Here is a 17,210-nt window from a genome sequence, read left to right as displayed (position 1 = left end):
TGAATCATATGAATGACTTCACGCTCTCCCTCCAAATCACCGCCCTCGGCATGGGACTCGTCTTTGGTGCCATCCTGCTGCTGTGGTTGATGATGGTTATCTTAACTGCACTCACTGCGGATAAAGAATCCGCTTCTGACTCAGCCGAAGTTGATTCGCCCACCCAAGCAGACTCGAAGCTGCAAGTGGCTTTGCTCGCTGTAGCGATGGCGTTGGCAGAACAAGATGCTTCGTCTGCGCATCCGTTGGAAGAACCGCCTACGGCGATCGTCTCGGCATGGCAATTGGGCATGCGTACCAGACAGATGTCTGAAAAAGGAAATTTCAGAAGGCACTAGCAAGGTAGACCTCCGAGGTCTTAAAGACCTCGGAGGTCTCTTCGGAGACTCAATGAAATATAAACTTAACGTCAATAACCAAAGCTATGAAGTTGAGATCGAAAATATCAACGCGCGCCCGGTCGTGGTGACGGTAGATGGGCAACGGTTTGAGGTCATGCCTGAAGCTGGCAACCAAGCCCAAGTCAAGCCAGAAGCGGATGTAAAAGTGGCGACCAAATCTGTTGCGCAGAGTCCGACTGCGGCGGTAAATCTGCCTGGTAGTGGGAATTCCCTCAGCGCACCTTTGCCGGGAACCATCGTTGAGTTATTTGTCAAAGATGGCGACACTGTGGCGGCAGGACAGGTGGTGTTGGTGATCGAAGCGATGAAGATGAAGAATAGCATCCGCTCGACGCGCGGCGGCACGATAGAAAAAGTATTGGTGAGCCAGGGACAAAGCGTGGCGCACAAACAAGCGTTGGTGGAGTTTGCAGGATGAACCTCGGCGAGCTATTACCAGAGTTGTTAAAAGGCTTTTCAAATTTCACCTTCGGCAATGGCGTGATGATCTTCGCTGCGTTGGTCTTGATCTATCTCGCTGTTTTCAAAGAGATCGAACCGGTATTGTTATTACCGATCGGCTTTGGCTGTTTGCTGGCAAATATTCCACTGGCAGGCATGACCGCCGCTGAAGGCATGACTAAAGTCATCTACGATGCGGGTATCAAAACAGAATTATTTCCCCTTTTAATTTTTATCGGCGTGGGTGCCATGATCGACTTCTCGCCTTTACTCGCGCAACCACGCATGGTCTTGCTCGGCGCGGCGGGACAGTTCGGCATCTTCGGCACGTTGATATTGGCAATCGCGTTGGGCTTTCCGCTCAACCAAGCCGCATCTATCGGCGTGATCGGCGCCATCGACGGACCGACTTCGATATTTGTGGCAAGCAAACTCTCACCCGAATTGCTCGCGCCGATTGCGGTGGCGGCGTATTCCTATATGAGTTTGATTCCCATCATCCAGCCGCCATTGATGCGATTGCTGACCACGAAAAAAGAACGCTTGATAAAAATGGACTATGCGCCCAAGCCCATCTCCAAACGAACATTGATCTTCTTCCCTGTCGTGTTGACTCTAACGGTCGGCTTACTCGTACCCGAAGCAACTCCGCTGATCTCGATGCTCATGTTGGGGAACTTATTGAAAGTCTCCGGCGTGGTGGATCGACTCAGCAATGCCGCGCAGAATGAGATCATCAATATCGCCACGCTTTTTCTTGGTCTTGCCATTGGCTCGACCATGAGTGCGGCAGCATTTTTAAATTTGGATACCGGCAAGATCATGATCCTCGGCTTATTCGCCTTTGCATTAGACACTGTCGCAGGCTTGCTATTTGGAAAATTGATGTCGGTTATCTCCGGTGGAAAGATTAATCCGCTCATCGGTGCGGCAGGCATCTCCGCCTTCCCTATGGCGGGACGTCTCGCCGCAAAAACCGCCAACGACGAAGACCCGGATAACTTCATCCTCATGCACGCTATGGGAGCGAATACAGCCGGTCAATTAGGCAGCGTCATCGCGGGTGGAATTTTGCTTTCGGTGGTCAGCAAGATACTTGGGTTGTGATCAATTCAGGGAAATAATCATTACGGGGCGGAAAACAGTCCGCCCCGTTGCTTTTTCTAACCAGAGGATGAGTTTTGATCCTTCGGTTTAACCTCGCTATCCAGCACTCGTTCGAAGAAGTTACTGGTTTCCTCAAGTACAAGATTATTCAGCGTATCCAATTCCTTTACCAGATCGCGTTCTTCAGGCTTGGTCGCCAGGAAACGGTCACGTTCCTTTTCGAGGCGTGTGCCGTTGAGAACCATATCCCGCCAGGTAGCACCCCAATGAAAGTTCTGCCCCAAGCCATTGATAACGGTCAATGTGGCAGCAATGGCAGGCGTTGCTACGGCAAACAAAATGCGCAGCCACGCCGGTTCCTGCACGAATTCCGCCGCAGAAATGGATGACACAAGCGTCACAAGAGCCCCAAGGATAATCGTCCATGCTCGATAACGTTTAAAGGAGTTTTTATTACTGCGGCTCGCACTCCAATAATATTGGATCTTGCTTTCATATAGGTCTAACACATATTTATCATCGATCCTGGTAACAGTCTCTTGTTTCGTTTCTAATTCAGCCATAGAAATCTCTCCTGTTGAGTATGTATTTATTATCGCACTTTTTTTCATAAATTGCGCCTGAAATTTTAGAACTGAGTGTGGTTTAATAACCATATGCAGTTGACACTTCTACCCTTCTTTCAGCCCAAAGGCGTGGTGATTATTGGTATCTCAACCTCGCCGGAGAAACTTGGCTACGGAGTTACCCGTAACCTCATCCAAAGCGGATACAAAGGCGCGATCCATCTCGTTGCCCAAAAGAGCGGCGAAGTTTTCGGCAAAAAGATCCACACCAGCCTGCAAGAAATTCCCGATCCTGTTGAGCTGGCCATTCTCATCATCCCCACCCAAGTCACCCCACAAGCCATCGAAGATTGCGGCAGACGCGGCATCCAAGCAGCAGTGATCGTTTCTGCAGGGTTCCGGGAAGCAGGCGAAGAAGGGGCAAAGCTCGAACAGGAATGTATTAAGGTTGCTCAAAAACATGGTGTACGCTTGCTGGGTCCCAACTGTATTGGCACCATCGATACGCATTCCCCTCTCGACACAACCTTTCTCCAACCGCCCATGCCTGAACAAGGCGGCATTGGTTTCATTTCACACTCCGGCGCTTTTGCCGCCGCCATCATCGACTGGGCACGCGGGCAGGGTTTTGGATTTTCACGCATTGTCAGCCTGGGTAACCAAGCCGACGTGAACGAGACCGATATGCTGCCCATGCTTTCAAACGATATCTCCACCAAAGTCATAGTGATGTACATGGAAAGCATTTCAAACGGCAAACGTTTCGTGCAAACCGCGAGTGAAATCACAAAACACAAACCAGTCATCGCACTGAAAGTTGGTCGTTTTGAAGCGGGGCAGAAAGCCGCCGCCTCTCACACTGGCGCGCTTGCCGCATCTGATACGGCATTTGATGCCGCCTTCGAAAAAGCAGGCGTTCTCCGTGCCGAAACCGCCGAGCAAATGTTCGATTGGGCACGAGCATTAGAAAATTGTCCATTGCCAAAGGGCAACAAGATCGGGATTCTCACCAACGCAGGCGGACCCGGCGTCATCGCCGCCGATTCGCTCGAGCACCACGGCTTGGTCCTTGCCCAACTGGCAGATACAACGCTACAAGCTTTATCTGCCATCCTCCCACCCGCAGCCAATATCCACAACCCAGTGGATATGCTCGCTTCGGCATCACCGAGCCAATACGCAGAATGTTTGAACATCCTTTTGCAAGATAAAGGCGTAGACGGTGTAATGGTAATCCTGCCTCCTCCGCCAATGTTCAAAGCCGAAGAAGTGGCAAAAACAGTTAACGAGGTCGTCAGTAAGTTTGAAAAACCAGTAGTGATTGCATTGATGGGTTTAACTCTGGTTGAGGATGCACGCAACAAATTCCAAGAAATGCTGATACCGACATATCCCTTCCCGGAACGAGCCGCGTCGGCATTGGCGGTATTGGTAAAAAGAGCTTTACACGATAGACGACCGACGATGGATGATGGTTTTCTGGTCAATGGTCTATCGTCTATCGTCGGGCTATCAACCGACGAGCTCATGCAAACCTACGGCATCCCCGCTGCACCCATCAAACTGGCACATGACGAATACGAAGCTATTCAAATCGCGAATGAATTTGGGTATCCCGTCGTGATGAAGATCGCATCACCAGATATTTTTCACAAGTCAGATGTGGGCGGGGTATTGTTGAATCTTAAAGATGCGCAGTCGGTCAGTGCCGGGTTTATACAAATGGTCAAAAATATCGCAACGCTGTTTCCACCCATCCGCATTGACGGAGTTCACATCCAGCGACAGATCCCCGAAGGGCAGGAAGTGATCGTGGGCATGGTGCGTGACCCACAGTTCGGTCCGCTGATGATGTTCGGCTCGGGCGGCGTGGAAGTGGAAGGGCTTAAGGATGTGGCATTCGCTTTGGGTCCGCTGGAGCAGGCTGAGGCGGAGGGGATGATGCGTAAAACATGGGCTGGGAGAAAGCTCAAGGGCTTCCGCAGCATCCCGCCAGTAGATGAGGAAGCGGTCAAGGATGTCCTCATCAAATTATCACAGCTGGCTAAAGACCATGAAGAGATCAAAGAGATCGAGATCAATCCACTGCGGGTGCTTGCAAAAGGTGCAGTGGCGGTGGATGTAAGAATTAAATTCGACGCTCGACCACCGACCATTGACCGCGGTCTACCGTCGGTGGTCGAGTAAAGTGTATTAATCAAAAACAAAAACAGGAGCATGACATGACAGCATTTGTGATCTTGGATATTGAAGTAACAGACCCGGTAAACTATGAAGGCTACAAACAACTCGCGGCTCCGACCGTGGCACAGTATGGTGGAACGTACGTGGTGCGCGGCGGACACGCGGAAAACCTCGAAGGTGACTGGGAGCCAAAACGGATCGTCGTTCTGCAATTTGAAAGCGTAGAGCGCGCCAAGGCATGGATCAACTCACCGGAGTATAGCGAAGCACGCGCCTTGCGACAAAAATATTCCATTTCTAAAGCCATTGTTGTAGAAGGGGCTTAAGAACTTTGTCACTCTGAGGTCGCGTTCTTTGCGACCGAAGAGTCTCTTAGTGCTGCGTAGAGATCCTCACCGCACTGCGGTGCGCGTGTCGCTACGCTCAGGATGACATATGAACCAAATTGAAAAATTCACTACAGGGTTCGAAGGCAAGACCATCAGTGTGGCAGTGCAAGACCTAGAAACGAGCAAAGAAATATTTATCAATGCCGACGTGAGCATGCACCCCGCCAGCACGATGAAAGTGCCTGTAATGATGGAGGTGTTACGTCAGGCAGAGGCGGGTTTGCTTTCGCTGGATGAACCGTTGAAAATTTTCAACTCGTTCAAAAGCATCGTAGATGGCAGTGAGTTTTCATTGGAAGAAGCAGACGACTCAGACAAAACGCTGTACGCAAGAATAGGCGAAAGTGAAACCATCCGCGAATTGAATCGACTGATGATCATCCGTTCGTCGAATCTTGCCACGAATTTATTGATGGAGCGAGTCACCTGCGCCCGGGTGGATGCTTTCATCAAAGAACTCGGCATTGATAACATGACCGTCATTCGCGGGCTGGAAGATAAAAAGGCATATCGGCTTGGCATGAACAATGCAGCCAGCGCGCGTAGTTCCACACAAATGATGACGTTGATCGCCGAGGGCAGGGTCGTTTCGCGCAAAGTCTGTGACGCGATGATCGAGGTGATGTTCGGGCAGGAGTTCAATGAGAGCATCCCCGCCCTGCTGCCCACCGATGTAAAGGTCGCTCACAAAACAGGCTGGACGGGCGACTTCTTCCACGATACGGGCATTGTCTTCCCGTCAAACCGCAAGCCGTACGCCATTTCGCTATTCACGCATGGCTTCCCTGAAGATAATGAAAATCAGGCACATGGGTGTATGGCAGAGGTGTCGCGGATGATTTATCAGGAACTAATCGACGATAGACCATAGACGATGGTTTTATGGTTTTATGGTCAATGGTCTATCGTCCATCGTCTAAAGGAATCTAAATGATCACAGTCTCCACTCTTACTTACTATCCCATCAAAGCCTGCCGCGGGTTCGACGTGCCTGCGAGCAATGTCCAACGTATGGGGCTTGAACATGACCGGCGCATGATGGTCGTCACACCAGACGGCGAGTTTCTGACTCAGCGTGAGTATCCGCGTCTGGCGCTGGTCACGCCTACCCTTAAGAATGAGGCGGTCACTTTATCCGCGCCTAATTTTGAATCCATTCAGTTCACGGTTCAATCTTCCGGCACGCCCTCGCCTGTCAATATCTGGTCAAGCAGCGGCGTGGATGCCATCGACCAGGGCGATGAAGCCGCGATATGGTTCTCCGATTGGCTCGACACCTCGGTGCGCCTCGTTCACATGGCAGATGGTTTCAAGCGCAAACTAAATCCGAGCTACGCAATCAATGCAGATGACCACACCGGATTTGCAGACGGCTATCCGATTCTGATCATCTCGGAAGAATCGCTTCAGGACTTAAACTCGCGGCTTGATTCAACGCTGCCGATGAATCGCTTCCGCCCGAACCTTGTGGTGAAAGGCTGTGAACCTTTCGCAGAAGATACGTGGAAGCGCATCCGCATCGGGGATGTGGAGATGGCGCTGGTCAAGCCGTGTCCGCGCTGCGTGGTGACAACAATTGACAAAGAAACGCTGGCGAAAAGCAAAGAACCGCTCAAGACCTTGAGCGGCTATCGCAATCACGAACTTGGCGCGATCTTTGGGATGAACACGATTCCCTTGAACGAAGGAAAAATTGAAACTGGAATGACCATGGAGATCTTGGAATAATGAATTTTATCGACATTCTCGGCTGGGTCGGTTCGGCAACGTACTTGATCGCCTTCGCACTAAACTCTGCTAAAAAAGTGACGAGCGACTCATTTACCTACCAGGGCATGAACATTGTGGCAGGCATAATCATGACGTATTACACCTTCAATCATGGCGCTTATTCAGCAACCGCGCTAAATTCCATTTGGGCGATCATTGGGGTTGGCACACTTGTTAATAAACATTGGAATAATAATCAATCTTAGTAATCAATTTCCTGTCGACCATGAGATATTCAATAAAAAATATATTCGGTGCGCCTTATCACTCTATTGATATTTGCGGCTTTTGCTTGGTTGAAATACTTTATCAGTCAACCAAACAATAAAAATATGCCGCCGATTTCCATCTGCAAAAACTTCATGCAGAGATCCGAGAATTGCAGTAAAAGTACAATACTTTTCAGTTTTACTGAAAACCTAGTCAAGGATCGACAATGGAAAACAACAAATATATTATTACTGTAGATCTTGATCTTCCCCCTTTGCAATCTGGGGCAGAACCTTATTTTGCTTATTCAAAATTCCCTGCGGGGCATAATTTCAAAGAAGAATTAATAACATCATATCGCCGTTTGCGTGCATTATTGAAATGGGCACGCCATGCTGAAGTTATGATATTAGACAGTGTGAGCGGTCGATTTCATCCAGACTTAATAGCTTGTATTTTCATGCATAACCTCAAAAAACGTCCACTTATTGTACTGACGGGTGACATGTGGAACAGAGGTGATACCCTAAAATACTTTATTCAAAAAACATTGATCCACTTGGCAGATCCACAAATCCAGAGATATGTAGTCCATTCACTTGGGGAGGAAAAAATCTTTGCCCAATTATGGGGCATTCCGAAATATAAAGTACGAACATGCATATACAATTACACACTCACTGACAAAGAAGTCAGTTCTATTTCCATAAAAACCAGCGGCTATATTTTCGCAGGTGGTGACCCAGCTAGAAACTATAATCAACTCCTGAGCTGCGCACGCCTATTACCACTTCGTCAATTTATTATTGCCACACACACACTAAACGGACGCAAAGATATCCCCTCCAACGTTAAAATTATTCAAGCGTCTCACGCGGACTTTATCCGATTAATGGGCGAATCTGATATGGTCGTAACACCTCTTGCTTCTGGAAGAACAAGGGCTGCCGGTCAACAGACTTATCTCAATGCCATGCGTTTGGGGAAAATCGGTATTGTAAACGGCAAAGATGTACTTGGTGTAACAGATTACATTCACGACCACATCAACGGGATCATCACTGATGACACACCAAAAGGACTTAGCGAAGCAATTGAATGGGTATACGATCCTTGCAACCTAGATGCAGTAAAGAAAATCAGGGAAAATGCGCAGAAATCAATGAAAAAGTTTTCATACGAACGTTACATCCGAACAATGGCTTCGATAATTGAAGAGTTAGTAACAAATGTTGGATCGAAAGAAATCGCTTAAAGGTCTTTAGATTTTTACTACATCCTGCGAATACTTATCTGCAAACAAAGCGGGTTGACCGCCAGTATGCCAGAACAGAATTGTCTCATCCTTCTTGAAAAATCCCTTGCGAATGAGGTCAATCATCCCCGCCGCGGCTCTACCCGTGTAGACGGGATCAAGCAATAAGCCTTCGTGCTTGGCAAAAAGATGAATCGCCTCGCGTTCGCCTTCCCCAAAGACACCATAGCCTGCCTGACAGTAATCTTCAGTCGCAAGCACATCATTGCGCGAGAAATTGATCCGCTCGCCGAGCTTTTCACTGGCGCGTGAAGCGAGATCTGAGACGTGTGATTTCAATTCTTCTTCGGGTTCATCAATGCTAATTCCCAGCACCTTACCTTTGTATCCAAACAAACGCTGACCCAACACCAACCCAGCATGAGTCCCACCGGAGGATGTGCCGAAGACGATCCAATCCGCGCGGACGTTTTGCTGCATGAATTCTTCCATCGCAAAGGTATACCCCATTGCACCAGTCGGGCTGGAACCGCCGTAAGGAACTAAATACGGTTTCTTCCCTGCGGCGAGGGCATCGTCAAAGGTCTTTTGCAGGGTTTGGTCGCGGAAGGCGCGATCTTCAACAGTGATGATCTCCGCACCGAAAAGCTGGTCGAGCAGGAAATTTGCCGTGGCTTGTTGCGGCTTGGTACCTGTCAACACCAATTTGCATTCAAAGCCATAGCGCGCCGCAGCGGCAGCCGTCTGACGGCAATGATTGGACTGCATCGCGCCGCCCGAAATGAGCAAGTCCGCGCCTTGTTCACGCGCTTCGGCAATCAGGAATTCCAATTTACGGGTCTTGTTCCCGCCGAATGCCAACCCGGTCTGGTCATCGCGCTTGACGAAGATACGCGGTCCATTTAGGGCTTTGGATAAGTTGGGCAGTTCTTCAATAGGGGTGGGAAGATGGGCGAAGTTTAAGCGAGGGGTTTGCATAGGGACTCCTTTTTATTTATCCACGAAGCACACAAAGTACACGAAGGGTTAGACAACAAATCGTTTCCATTCAAGTTTTGTATCGCTACCAAAGTTTATCAAGACACCTACTTTATAACCAGTAGCTTTTAGGTAGTTAATCACTTGAGAAGACTCTCTGCCTGTCAAGCTATCCAAGGCTTTGAATTCAACAATGATTTTCTCAAAGCAAATCATATCGGCAATGTATTCTTTTTTAAGGATATGCTGTTTATAGTGGACTTGCAAAATCTTTTGTGGAACAAATGGAATACTTCTGGATGCGCACTCAATTTCCATAGCTTCTTGATAAACTGGCTCCAAAAAGCCCGTCCCCAAAATAGTGTGTACTTCCATCGCCGCTCCAACAATTGCATACACTTCATCTTTGTAAATCAATTGAGACATAAAACCTCCCAAACTTCGTGTCCATTCGTGTTCTTCGTGGATTCTATTCTAATGCTTGCTTTGTCTTTTCCTTGCCACGAGAGCGCATGAAATTCAACACACGCGGCATGACATCTGAATACATCGAGTACCAGAATTTACTGGGAGCAAAATCATACGCGCCGAGCGTCCGCACCACTTCACCGCCCAAGCCTTCCTTGAAACGATACACGCCCCACATTGAGTCGCTTTCATCGAAGACATCCGGCGCACCCCATAGGTCGTAGGTCAGGCAGCCATGCGCCTTGGCGTGTTTCATCGCCGCCCACTGCAAAAGATAGGTCGGCATTTTTTCACGGTGCTTATCCCGCGACATGCCATAGACATAATATCCACGCCCGGCGAACATAAAGAGAAATATTGCCGCCACCGCTTCCCCATCCACTTCGGCAATGAGAGGGACCGCGGACGGCTGACCGTTGACCGCTTCTTGCATAAATAACTTCCAGACGGTCATGTAATATTCTTCATCGCGGATCACAAAGCCATCCCGAACTGATGTTTCGGCGTACATCTTATACAACGCGGGCAAATCCTCAACTGTGCCTACGCGCACAGTGACGCCTTTCTTCTCAGCCAGACGAACGTTGTAGCGTGTCTTCTGCTTCATGCGCATGAGAATATCTTCTTCGCTAGCAGATAGATCGACCATGACTGTATTGCGGAACTGGATCTGGTCGGATGACTCCACCCAACCCCTGCGCTTCAAATCGGACATCACAGCCTGTCCGCTGTTTTCTGTGACCTCATCCACGCTGGCAGGGACTCCGCGCCCCAGCACCACATCGGGGTCAAGTTTCAGGAAGATCGCACCCTGTTTCTTCGCAAAGGATTGCAGATCGTCCAAGACGCGCTTGCGAAGGGACTCATTCGTCCAATCCATGAGCGGACCTTTGGGAGCGTAGAAAATGGAAAAGCGACGGAAGGCGGTACGTTTTAGGATGAGAGCAGCGGCAACGACCTTGGTAACTAGTAATTGGTAATTGGAGGATACAGAAAACTTCCCATCTTCCGTCCAGATAGCATAATAGGGAACCCAGCCATACTTCGCTTTGACTTGTCCCCATTCAAAGGTTTGCAAGAAATGCGGATCGGGAAGTTTTGAAATGATCTCGTTCCAGATATTCCCAGTCACTATTCTCTATTCCCAATAAACTTCAAATATGCCCAATACAACAGCGGATTGTAAACTCGATCCAATGCCTGTGCCGCGCGTTTGAGCTGACCGCCAAAGCCGCGCTTGAAGCGATAGACGCCCCACAAGCCATCATGTCGCGACTCGAATTGTGCTTCGAGGGTCTCTTCGTTCTCGTCAGGGACGCCCCACAGGTCATACTCTGCACATCCACGCGCCTTTGCCCAGCGGATGGCTTCCCATTGCAAAAGATAGGTCGGCATACGGTTGCGTTCTTCGTTGTTTGACGCACCATACACATACCAGGCACGTTTGGCATTTGCAAAGACCATTAACGAAGCCAACGGTTTGCCTTCATATTCAGCGACGAGCAGTTCACATGTCCCTTTCGGGTTGAAGAGTTCATACGCACGTTGATAGTATTCTTTTGAATGCACGCCAAAGCCATCGCGCCCGCCGGTGACAGTCATCATCTCGTGAAAGGCGGCGACATCATTCCATGCGCGGACGGTCACGCCTTTTTTCTCCGCAAGGCGGATGTTGTAGCGGCACTTGGGTTTCATACGCGCCAAAATATTCTCTTCGCTATCGTTAATATCAAGTGTTATTGTGCGAGGAGGTTGGATGTTATGGGGAGAAATGCGGAATGCAGAATGCAGAATGCGGAATGCGGAATCCCATGAGTCGGGTTCGATTTTCAGAAATATGGCACGATTCTTTTGCAAATGAAATCCACTTCGCGCCAGAACTGGTCACTGCCTTCTGCCCACTGCTTACTGCCTACTGCTTTTGGCATATACCCGATCGTGAATCCCAGCGGCAAGTGGCGGAAAAGAATCTGCGCACCTGCATCCCCTGAAATAATGCGGACGGGTTTCCAGCCAAAATCCTTTTTCAGTTCGCCCCACTCGCCCATCTGTAGGAGATGTGCGTCGGGGAGCTTTGTCAGAAATTGATTCCATTCGGTAAGCGTGACTTCGGTCATTGTTGCACCGAGCCCGAGGGTAGGAAATGGTTGATGGTCTGGATCAGGTCATCGGTCCGAGAATGAAGCGCGAGGTCTGAGAGTTTATCCAAGGTTTGAGCGAGCGCAGCACCGTCCACATGTTCCTCTTTCGACATGCGGAAAATTTCCGAGTGTTGGGTGCGTTCAAAATCCACGCCGTCTTCGAGTAAATCCTCACGTAGTTTTTCGCCGGGGCGAATACCGGTAGTTTGAATATCGATATCGCGATAAGGTTCAAGACCGGAGAGACGAATGAGGTCTTCGGCGAGATCGAGGATGCGAACCTGCTCGCCCATGTTGAGCATGAAAACCTCGCCGCCCGTGCCCATGCAGGCGGCTTGCAAAACAAGATGCACAGCCTCGGGGATGATCATGAAATAACGATACATATCGGGATGTGTGATGGTGACGGGTCCGCCGCGCGCGATTTGATTTTTGAAGGTGCGCACGACACTGCCGCGACTGCCAAGCACATTACCAAAACGCACCACCGAATATGGCAGGTTGTTGCGCTGGGCTGTATCAAGGACAGCCATTTCAGCAAGACGTTTGGTGGCACCCATTACGCTTGCAGGACGAACGGCTTTATCGGTGGAGATGAGCACGAGTCTTTCCACGCCATGCCTGACCGCTGTTTCGACGACGTTCTTCGTGCCGAGCACATTGTTCGTGACCGCCTCTTCGACATTGGCTTCCATCAGCGGAACATGCTTGTGCGCCGCCGCGTGAAAGACAACTTGCGGCTTATGTTGGTTGAAAACTTTTTCAATACGATTCAACTCGCGGATATCTGCAATGACCGCCTGAATGTTGAGCGAAGGGAAATCGTTCTTGAGTTCCTGCAAAGCTTCGAAGATGCTATTCTCGCCGTGACCAAGCAAGACAAGTTCGGCAGGGTTCCAACGCGCGAGTTGACGGCAAAGTTCACTGCCGATCGAGCCACCCGCGCCAGTGACAAGAATCTGCTTACCACCGAGTGTCGCACCAATGAGATGGTCGTCAATTTTCGCGGGTTCGCGACGGAGCAGGTCAGTGATATCCACTTCACGCAGACGGTTGACGCTGACCTTGCCGCCGAGCAGTTCATAAAAGCCAGGGATAATGCGGGATGTAATTCCGCGCTTGCGGCATTCATCGTTGACGAGGCGGATGATATGCCCCGGCGCGGAGGGAATGGCGATGATAACCTCGTTCACCTGCTTGGTGTCGAGAGTCTTTGCGAGTTGATCGATCTTGCCGATGACAGTCACGCCATAGATGTTGTGATTCTGCTTGGCAGGGTCATCATCAAGAAAGCCAACGGGGATGAGATTCAATTGGGATGTCTTCTGCAATTCACGCACAACAAGTGCGCCCGCATCACCTGCACCAAGGATGAGAGCATGACGAGTCTTGGCATTTGCCTGCGCCGTAGATTGCTCGGCAAGAATGCGCAGGACAAAACGCGATCCGCCAATGAGAATAAGCGAGATGAGCCAGTCAATGCCGAGAGCGGAACGTGGCATGCCCGGCTGAATTAAGTTGAAGTAATACAGAACGACCATTACACCGGAGGTCAGCACCGAGGCGGTGGAAACAGCAATCGTGATGAGCCGCAATTCATTTGTGCTGGCGTAGACCCACAGGCGGCGATATAAACCAAAAAAATAATAAGTTGGAATTTTGACAAGCAACGCTACCGCACACATTACCAGCGCGGCGGGGAAATAGAACGGTAGCTCGCTCACATCCAGCCGTAACGCAAAACTGCCCAGCACCGAAACGATGGTGAGGGCAAGGTCGCCGATTAAGACGAAGCGGTTGCGAACGTGGGGACGGGAAGACATTTGGAATGTAGAAGGGTGAATGAGGAACTTGGTAATTGGTAATTAGTAATTGTCAAACACATTAATAACGAATTACCAATCTCTAATCTCTCTTTACTACTTGCCATTTACGAATTACGCATTACTTCTACAGCCTCTTTCAAGCCCTCTGCCAAAGTCACTTGCGGTTTGTAGCCGAGCATATCCATGATCTTCTTGGGTGTACCAATGGAGCGATAAATATCTCCAGCGCGTGGTTCGGCATGGACGTGCTTGGGGGCGTTCGGGAAGATTTGGTAGAGGATATCGAGCAAGTCGAGCAGACGAGTTTCGACACCCGTACAGACATTGAATATCTGTCCCGGCGCGGCGGGATGTTCGGCGGCGAGCAGATTGGCTTGCACCACATCGCGCACATTGACCAAGTCACGGCTCTGACCGCCATCGCCAAAGATGGTAATGGGCTTGTTATCCAGTATGCGGCGAATAAAGATCGGCACAGCGGCAGCGTACATCGAATCCGGTCGCTGGCGTGGACCGTAGACGTTGAAATAACGGAGAGCAACTACTTCAAAATTGAAAGATGAAGTGTAGAGTTGACCATAGAGCTCATCCACACGTTTGGAGGTGGCATACGGCGACAACTGTCGCAGAGGCGTATCTTCTGAAAGCGGATACGCTTCCGAGTCACCGTACACGGCAGCACTAGTGGCAAAAACGGCGCGTTTCACTCCTGCCTTGCGGGCGGCTTCGAACAAAATAGAAGTTCCGGTTACGTTGACATCAAAACATTCCTGCGGTTTTTCCATCGACTCGGGAACCGAAACAAATGCCGCCTCATGGAAGATGATATCCATGCCACTGACCGCTTTGGCGACTGCATCGGCGTCACGCAAGTCCCCTTCGATGAGTTCGACATCCAAACCTTTGAGGTTCTCGCGCTTGCCAGAAGAGAAGTTATCAAACACGCGGACGGTATCTCCGCGCTCAAGCAATGTACGTGAAATGTGCGAACCGATGAAGCCCGCACCGCCAGTGACTAAATATTTCATTTATCTACCTGTCCTTCTTAATACTGTGCCAATGGTTCGTAATACGATACTAAAGTCCATGTTCAATGTGCGATGCTTAATGTAATAAAGGTCATATTCAAGTTTTACGAATGTTTCCTTTACCGTTGCAACATACCCATAATTGATCTGCGCCCAGCCTGTGAGCCCCGGCTTTACCAGAAGTCGGGCTCGATAATATGGGATCTGTTTCTGATATTCAGCCACCAACTCAGGTCGTTCGGCACGCGGACCGACTAGACTCATCTCGCCGCGCAGCACCGTCCAAAACTGCGGCAGTTCATCCAGACGGGTCTTGCGTAGGAAGTTGCCCACTCGCGTCACTCGCGGGTCATTCTCAGCTGCCACTTTAGCCTGTCCATCTGCCTCGGCATTCTGGCTCATAGTACGAAACTTGAGAATATTAAAAAGGCTTGCACCTTTCCCCAACCGCGGCTGGGAATAAAATATAGGAAAACCCGTCTCAAGTACGATGGCAAGTGCAATGGGTGGAAGCAATAAAATGAAGATAAGCGTCCCCACAAAACCGCCGAGAATATCCATACTGCGTTTCAACAATTCATACAAACCATGCACACGGACCTGATCCACAAACGAACGGATGACCCAATCCGTCTCAAGGTGTTCAATTGGCACCCGCTGGGTCAGTTCTTCGTACATGATCGGCATACGCGTCACTTCAATGCCGCGTTCTTGAATATCCAAAACGGTTTGGAAGGTCTCACCCTTGATCTCCCCTGTGATCGCCACCACCACATCCGAGATACGGTATTCCTCGATAAGATCGAACAGATGCTCGCTGTCGCCAAGCACACCAAAGCCATGATAAGACTTATTCCGTTTGGCAGGGTCATCATCGATAAAACCAATAATTAGAAATGGAGGCGGGTTGAGCTTGCGATACGCCTCCACCAAAGTCCTTCCGGCTTTACCAGCTCCAACTACAAGTACACGGCGCATCAAGCCGGACGAGGTGTACAGTCGAATATAGACGGCACGCCAGCCCAGGGTCAGGAATGAAGCCAGCACGAGAAAAGCACCAATGGCAATACGAGGGAGTGAATTTGGGTCGGTGTTGATCGTAAAGAGGAGCGAATACCCCAATAAGCCAACCAAGGGGGCCACCGCAATCCCGCGCAGGGTTTTACGCCAGTTCGAGGCAGTATGGATCTCATACGAGTCGATCATCAAGAGCAGCCATACCAACGGCAGGACGTAGAACCAAAACGGTACTTCGATCTGAATGATGCGTTCGGCAACATTACGCTTGAGTCCGCTTTCGACCAGACGGAACAGGGAATATTGATACCAAAAAAAGATAGCGCCGCCCATCCCGGCAACGGATGCTATAAAATCCCCAAGCAACAAGACAGTGCGTTGTTCGCTGGGTCTTAAGCGTAGTGACGGACGATAAATATCAGCCATTCTTGAACATGCTCGTGATACCACTCCATAAGAAACCAGCCCCCCATGAGATGTGCATGGTCGTTATGGCAAGCGGTAACCCCCAGATCAAAAACCCTTTCCTTTTCTTTAGCGCCAGTCGCAAACCGGCAGCCCCCAAGACAAAATAATAAGCGAATACCTGCAAAGCAAGCAGGATTTGTGCGATCGTCAACCCCAAGGATAACACAATCAACGCCAGCAAAATGAGTACGAACACCGGAGGTAACGCCTGCCGCCAGCGCAATGTATGCGGATAGCGTTGCAGCATTTTAAATTTCCAAAACCCGTAACGCCAATATTGAGCTGCAAGTTTTCCAAGTGTGCTGCGCGAAAAATAAACAGAACGAATGGCAGGGTCAAGCCAGACTACTCCGCCCGCTTCACGCACGCGTGTATTGAATTCATAATCTTCATTGGAGAGCAGGGTTTCATCAAACCCACCGATCTTTTCGATCAGGCTGCGGCGAAAGGAACCGAACGGGACGGTGTCCACGGCTCCCGCCTTGGCATTGAGCCGATACATCGCATCGCCCACACCCAATGGATGCGCCGCCGCAAATGAGATCGATTCCGCGATCCACGTATCCGCGCCAGGGTGGATTTCCCAGACGCCGCCCACATTATCGCCTTTATCAGATTGATGTGCCTCAACACAGCGCTCCACATATTCGGGAATGGGCATGGAATGGGCATCCAGCCGGATGATGATCTCGCCTTTGGACTCACGAATCGCTTGATTTACCCCGGCAGGAATGGTCTTCGCCTGATTATCCACGACCCGAACCGCCAGATCAGCATGTTCCTTCTGAAACGATGCAATGACCGCACGCGTCCCATCACTGGAAAGACCATCCGAGATCACAACTTCCAGCTTATTCAATGGATAGGTCTGCGAGCGCAGAGCCGCCAACAGCTTGTAAATTGTGGCTTCTTCGTTATAACAGGGAATTATGATCGAAACAAAAGGATGATCTGGCATGGG

The 17,210-nt window shown here is 49.9% G+C and carries 19 protein-coding genes; 9 read left to right on the top strand and 10 right to left on the bottom strand.

The genetic code is table 11. The annotated features are described in order from the left end of the window. Positions 1–8 precede the first annotated feature (8 nt). The 3 genes from IPG80_RS03875 to IPG80_RS03865 are packed head-to-tail and all read left to right on the top strand — an operon-like array spanning position 9 to position 1,949. Entirely contained in the window at positions 9–338 is a 330-nt protein-coding gene (locus IPG80_RS03875; protein ID WP_345102926.1) for an OadG family protein, read from the top strand. 52 nt (positions 339–390) lie between these two features. Continuing rightward, positions 391–819, top strand: coding sequence for a biotin/lipoyl-containing protein (locus tag IPG80_RS03870; RefSeq protein ID WP_345102924.1), 429 nt, complete (start codon positions 391–393; stop codon positions 817–819). After that, positions 816–1,949, top strand: coding sequence for a sodium ion-translocating decarboxylase subunit beta (locus IPG80_RS03865; RefSeq protein ID WP_345102922.1), 1,134 nt, complete (start codon positions 816–818; stop codon positions 1,947–1,949). The genes IPG80_RS03870 and IPG80_RS03865 overlap by 4 nt, the downstream gene beginning before the upstream one ends. A 56-nt stretch (positions 1,950–2,005) precedes the next feature. Here the strand turns inward: IPG80_RS03865 and IPG80_RS03860 are convergent, their stop codons facing one another. Then, positions 2,006–2,512 (bottom strand): DUF4231 domain-containing protein, encoded by a 507-nt coding sequence (locus IPG80_RS03860; protein WP_345102920.1) that lies wholly within the window; start codon positions 2,510–2,512, stop codon positions 2,006–2,008. 93 nt (positions 2,513–2,605) lie between these two features. Between IPG80_RS03860 and IPG80_RS03855 the strand changes: the two genes are divergently transcribed. The 6 genes from IPG80_RS03855 to IPG80_RS03830 all read left to right on the top strand — a co-directional run bounded on the left by IPG80_RS03855 (position 2,606) and on the right by IPG80_RS03830 (position 8,323). Continuing rightward, positions 2,606–4,702, top strand: a complete 2,097-nt coding sequence (locus IPG80_RS03855) for an acetate--CoA ligase family protein (RefSeq protein WP_345102918.1) — start codon at positions 2,606–2,608, stop codon at positions 4,700–4,702. A 35-nt stretch (positions 4,703–4,737) separates the two neighbouring features. Then, complete coding sequence (locus IPG80_RS03850; RefSeq protein WP_345102916.1) at positions 4,738–5,025, top strand: DUF1330 domain-containing protein; 288 nt, start codon at positions 4,738–4,740, stop codon at positions 5,023–5,025. A gap of 109 nt (positions 5,026–5,134) precedes the next feature. After that, on the top strand, positions 5,135–5,959 hold the full coding sequence (locus tag IPG80_RS03845; protein WP_345102914.1) for a serine hydrolase: 825 nt from the start codon (positions 5,135–5,137) through the stop codon (positions 5,957–5,959). A 59-nt stretch (positions 5,960–6,018) separates the two neighbouring features. Then, positions 6,019–6,816, top strand: a complete 798-nt coding sequence (locus tag IPG80_RS03840) for an MOSC N-terminal beta barrel domain-containing protein (RefSeq protein WP_345102912.1) — start codon at positions 6,019–6,021, stop codon at positions 6,814–6,816. After that, positions 6,816–7,064, top strand: a complete 249-nt coding sequence (locus tag IPG80_RS03835) for a hypothetical protein (protein WP_345102910.1) — start codon at positions 6,816–6,818, stop codon at positions 7,062–7,064. Before IPG80_RS03840 ends, IPG80_RS03835 begins: the two co-directional genes overlap by 1 nt. A gap of 230 nt (positions 7,065–7,294) precedes the next feature. Further along, positions 7,295–8,323: a hypothetical protein gene (locus tag IPG80_RS03830; protein WP_345102908.1), complete on the top strand. Its 1,029-nt coding sequence runs from the start codon at positions 7,295–7,297 to the stop codon at positions 8,321–8,323. A gap of 6 nt (positions 8,324–8,329) precedes the next feature. Here IPG80_RS03830 and IPG80_RS03825 read toward each other — a convergent pair whose 3' ends face one another. The 9 genes from IPG80_RS03825 to IPG80_RS03785 form a co-directional block, all read right to left on the bottom strand. Continuing rightward, positions 8,330–9,301 carry a D-cysteine desulfhydrase family protein gene (locus tag IPG80_RS03825; RefSeq protein WP_345102906.1) on the bottom strand — a complete coding sequence of 324 codons (972 nt, stop codon included), beginning with the start codon at positions 9,299–9,301 and terminating at the stop codon, positions 8,330–8,332. 48 nt (positions 9,302–9,349) lie between these two features. Further along, positions 9,350–9,727, bottom strand: a complete 378-nt coding sequence (locus tag IPG80_RS03820) for a GxxExxY protein (RefSeq protein ID WP_345102904.1) — start codon at positions 9,725–9,727, stop codon at positions 9,350–9,352. Positions 9,728–9,770: 43 nt separating this feature from the next. Then, a complete protein-coding gene (locus IPG80_RS03815) occupies positions 9,771–10,901 on the bottom strand; it encodes a peptidoglycan bridge formation glycyltransferase FemA/FemB family protein (protein WP_345102902.1) in 1,131 nt (376 codons plus the stop codon). Next, the gene (locus tag IPG80_RS03810) at positions 10,901–11,626 is read right to left on the bottom strand and encodes a peptidoglycan bridge formation glycyltransferase FemA/FemB family protein (RefSeq protein WP_345102900.1); all 726 of its coding nucleotides are present in this window, start codon (positions 11,624–11,626) and stop codon (positions 10,901–10,903) included. The genes IPG80_RS03815 and IPG80_RS03810 overlap by 1 nt, the downstream gene beginning before the upstream one ends. Then, positions 11,599–11,886, bottom strand: coding sequence for a hypothetical protein (locus tag IPG80_RS03805; RefSeq protein WP_345102898.1), 288 nt, complete (start codon positions 11,884–11,886; stop codon positions 11,599–11,601). Before IPG80_RS03805 ends, IPG80_RS03810 begins: the two co-directional genes overlap by 28 nt. Beyond that, positions 11,883–13,733 (bottom strand): nucleoside-diphosphate sugar epimerase/dehydratase, encoded by a 1,851-nt coding sequence (locus tag IPG80_RS03800; RefSeq protein ID WP_345102896.1) that lies wholly within the window; start codon positions 13,731–13,733, stop codon positions 11,883–11,885. The genes IPG80_RS03805 and IPG80_RS03800 overlap by 4 nt, the downstream gene beginning before the upstream one ends. A 107-nt stretch (positions 13,734–13,840) precedes the next feature. Further along, on the bottom strand, positions 13,841–14,764 hold the full coding sequence (locus tag IPG80_RS03795; protein WP_345102894.1) for an NAD-dependent epimerase/dehydratase family protein: 924 nt from the start codon (positions 14,762–14,764) through the stop codon (positions 13,841–13,843). Next, positions 14,765–16,207: a sugar transferase gene (locus IPG80_RS03790; RefSeq protein ID WP_345102892.1), complete on the bottom strand. Its 1,443-nt coding sequence runs from the start codon at positions 16,205–16,207 to the stop codon at positions 14,765–14,767. After that, positions 16,200–17,207: a glycosyltransferase family 2 protein gene (locus IPG80_RS03785; RefSeq protein ID WP_345102890.1), complete on the bottom strand. Its 1,008-nt coding sequence runs from the start codon at positions 17,205–17,207 to the stop codon at positions 16,200–16,202. Before IPG80_RS03785 ends, IPG80_RS03790 begins: the two co-directional genes overlap by 8 nt. Positions 17,208–17,210: the final 3 nt, after the last annotated feature.

The sequence above is a fragment of the Candidatus Villigracilis vicinus genome (assembly GCF_016702885.1).
Classification (GTDB): Bacteria; Chloroflexota; Anaerolineae; order Anaerolineales; family Villigracilaceae; genus Villigracilis; species Villigracilis vicinus.
The sequence above is the reverse complement of the archived record's forward strand: the minus strand, read 5'-3'. Positions and strand labels throughout refer to the sequence as shown.

What these genes read in the sequence shown, in the direction of transcription:
- IPG80_RS03875 (WP_345102926.1), top strand. Translation starts at nt 9, where the DNA reads ATGAATGACTTCACGCTCTCCCTCCAAATCACCGCCCTCGGCATGGGA.
- IPG80_RS03870 (WP_345102924.1), top strand. Translation starts at nt 391, where the DNA reads ATGAAATATAAACTTAACGTCAATAACCAAAGCTATGAAGTTGAGATC.
- IPG80_RS03865 (WP_345102922.1), top strand. Translation starts at nt 816, where the DNA reads ATGAACCTCGGCGAGCTATTACCAGAGTTGTTAAAAGGCTTTTCAAAT.
- IPG80_RS03860 (WP_345102920.1), bottom strand. Translation starts at nt 2,512, where the DNA reads ATGGCTGAATTAGAAACGAAACAAGAGACTGTTACCAGGATCGATGAT.
- IPG80_RS03855 (WP_345102918.1), top strand. Translation starts at nt 2,606, where the DNA reads ATGCAGTTGACACTTCTACCCTTCTTTCAGCCCAAAGGCGTGGTGATT.
- IPG80_RS03850 (WP_345102916.1), top strand. Translation starts at nt 4,738, where the DNA reads ATGACAGCATTTGTGATCTTGGATATTGAAGTAACAGACCCGGTAAAC.
- IPG80_RS03845 (WP_345102914.1), top strand. Translation starts at nt 5,135, where the DNA reads ATGAACCAAATTGAAAAATTCACTACAGGGTTCGAAGGCAAGACCATC.
- IPG80_RS03840 (WP_345102912.1), top strand. Translation starts at nt 6,019, where the DNA reads ATGATCACAGTCTCCACTCTTACTTACTATCCCATCAAAGCCTGCCGC.
- IPG80_RS03835 (WP_345102910.1), top strand. Translation starts at nt 6,816, where the DNA reads ATGAATTTTATCGACATTCTCGGCTGGGTCGGTTCGGCAACGTACTTG.
- IPG80_RS03830 (WP_345102908.1), top strand. Translation starts at nt 7,295, where the DNA reads ATGGAAAACAACAAATATATTATTACTGTAGATCTTGATCTTCCCCCT.
- IPG80_RS03825 (WP_345102906.1), bottom strand. Translation starts at nt 9,301, where the DNA reads ATGCAAACCCCTCGCTTAAACTTCGCCCATCTTCCCACCCCTATTGAA.
- IPG80_RS03820 (WP_345102904.1), bottom strand. Translation starts at nt 9,727, where the DNA reads ATGTCTCAATTGATTTACAAAGATGAAGTGTATGCAATTGTTGGAGCG.
- IPG80_RS03805 (WP_345102898.1), bottom strand. Translation starts at nt 11,886, where the DNA reads ATGACCGAAGTCACGCTTACCGAATGGAATCAATTTCTGACAAAGCTC.
- IPG80_RS03800 (WP_345102896.1), bottom strand. Translation starts at nt 13,733, where the DNA reads ATGTCTTCCCGTCCCCACGTTCGCAACCGCTTCGTCTTAATCGGCGAC.
- IPG80_RS03795 (WP_345102894.1), bottom strand. Translation starts at nt 14,764, where the DNA reads ATGAAATATTTAGTCACTGGCGGTGCGGGCTTCATCGGTTCGCACATT.
- IPG80_RS03790 (WP_345102892.1), bottom strand. Translation starts at nt 16,207, where the DNA reads ATGGCTGATATTTATCGTCCGTCACTACGCTTAAGACCCAGCGAACAA.
- IPG80_RS03785 (WP_345102890.1), bottom strand. Translation starts at nt 17,207, where the DNA reads ATGCCAGATCATCCTTTTGTTTCGATCATAATTCCCTGTTATAACGAA.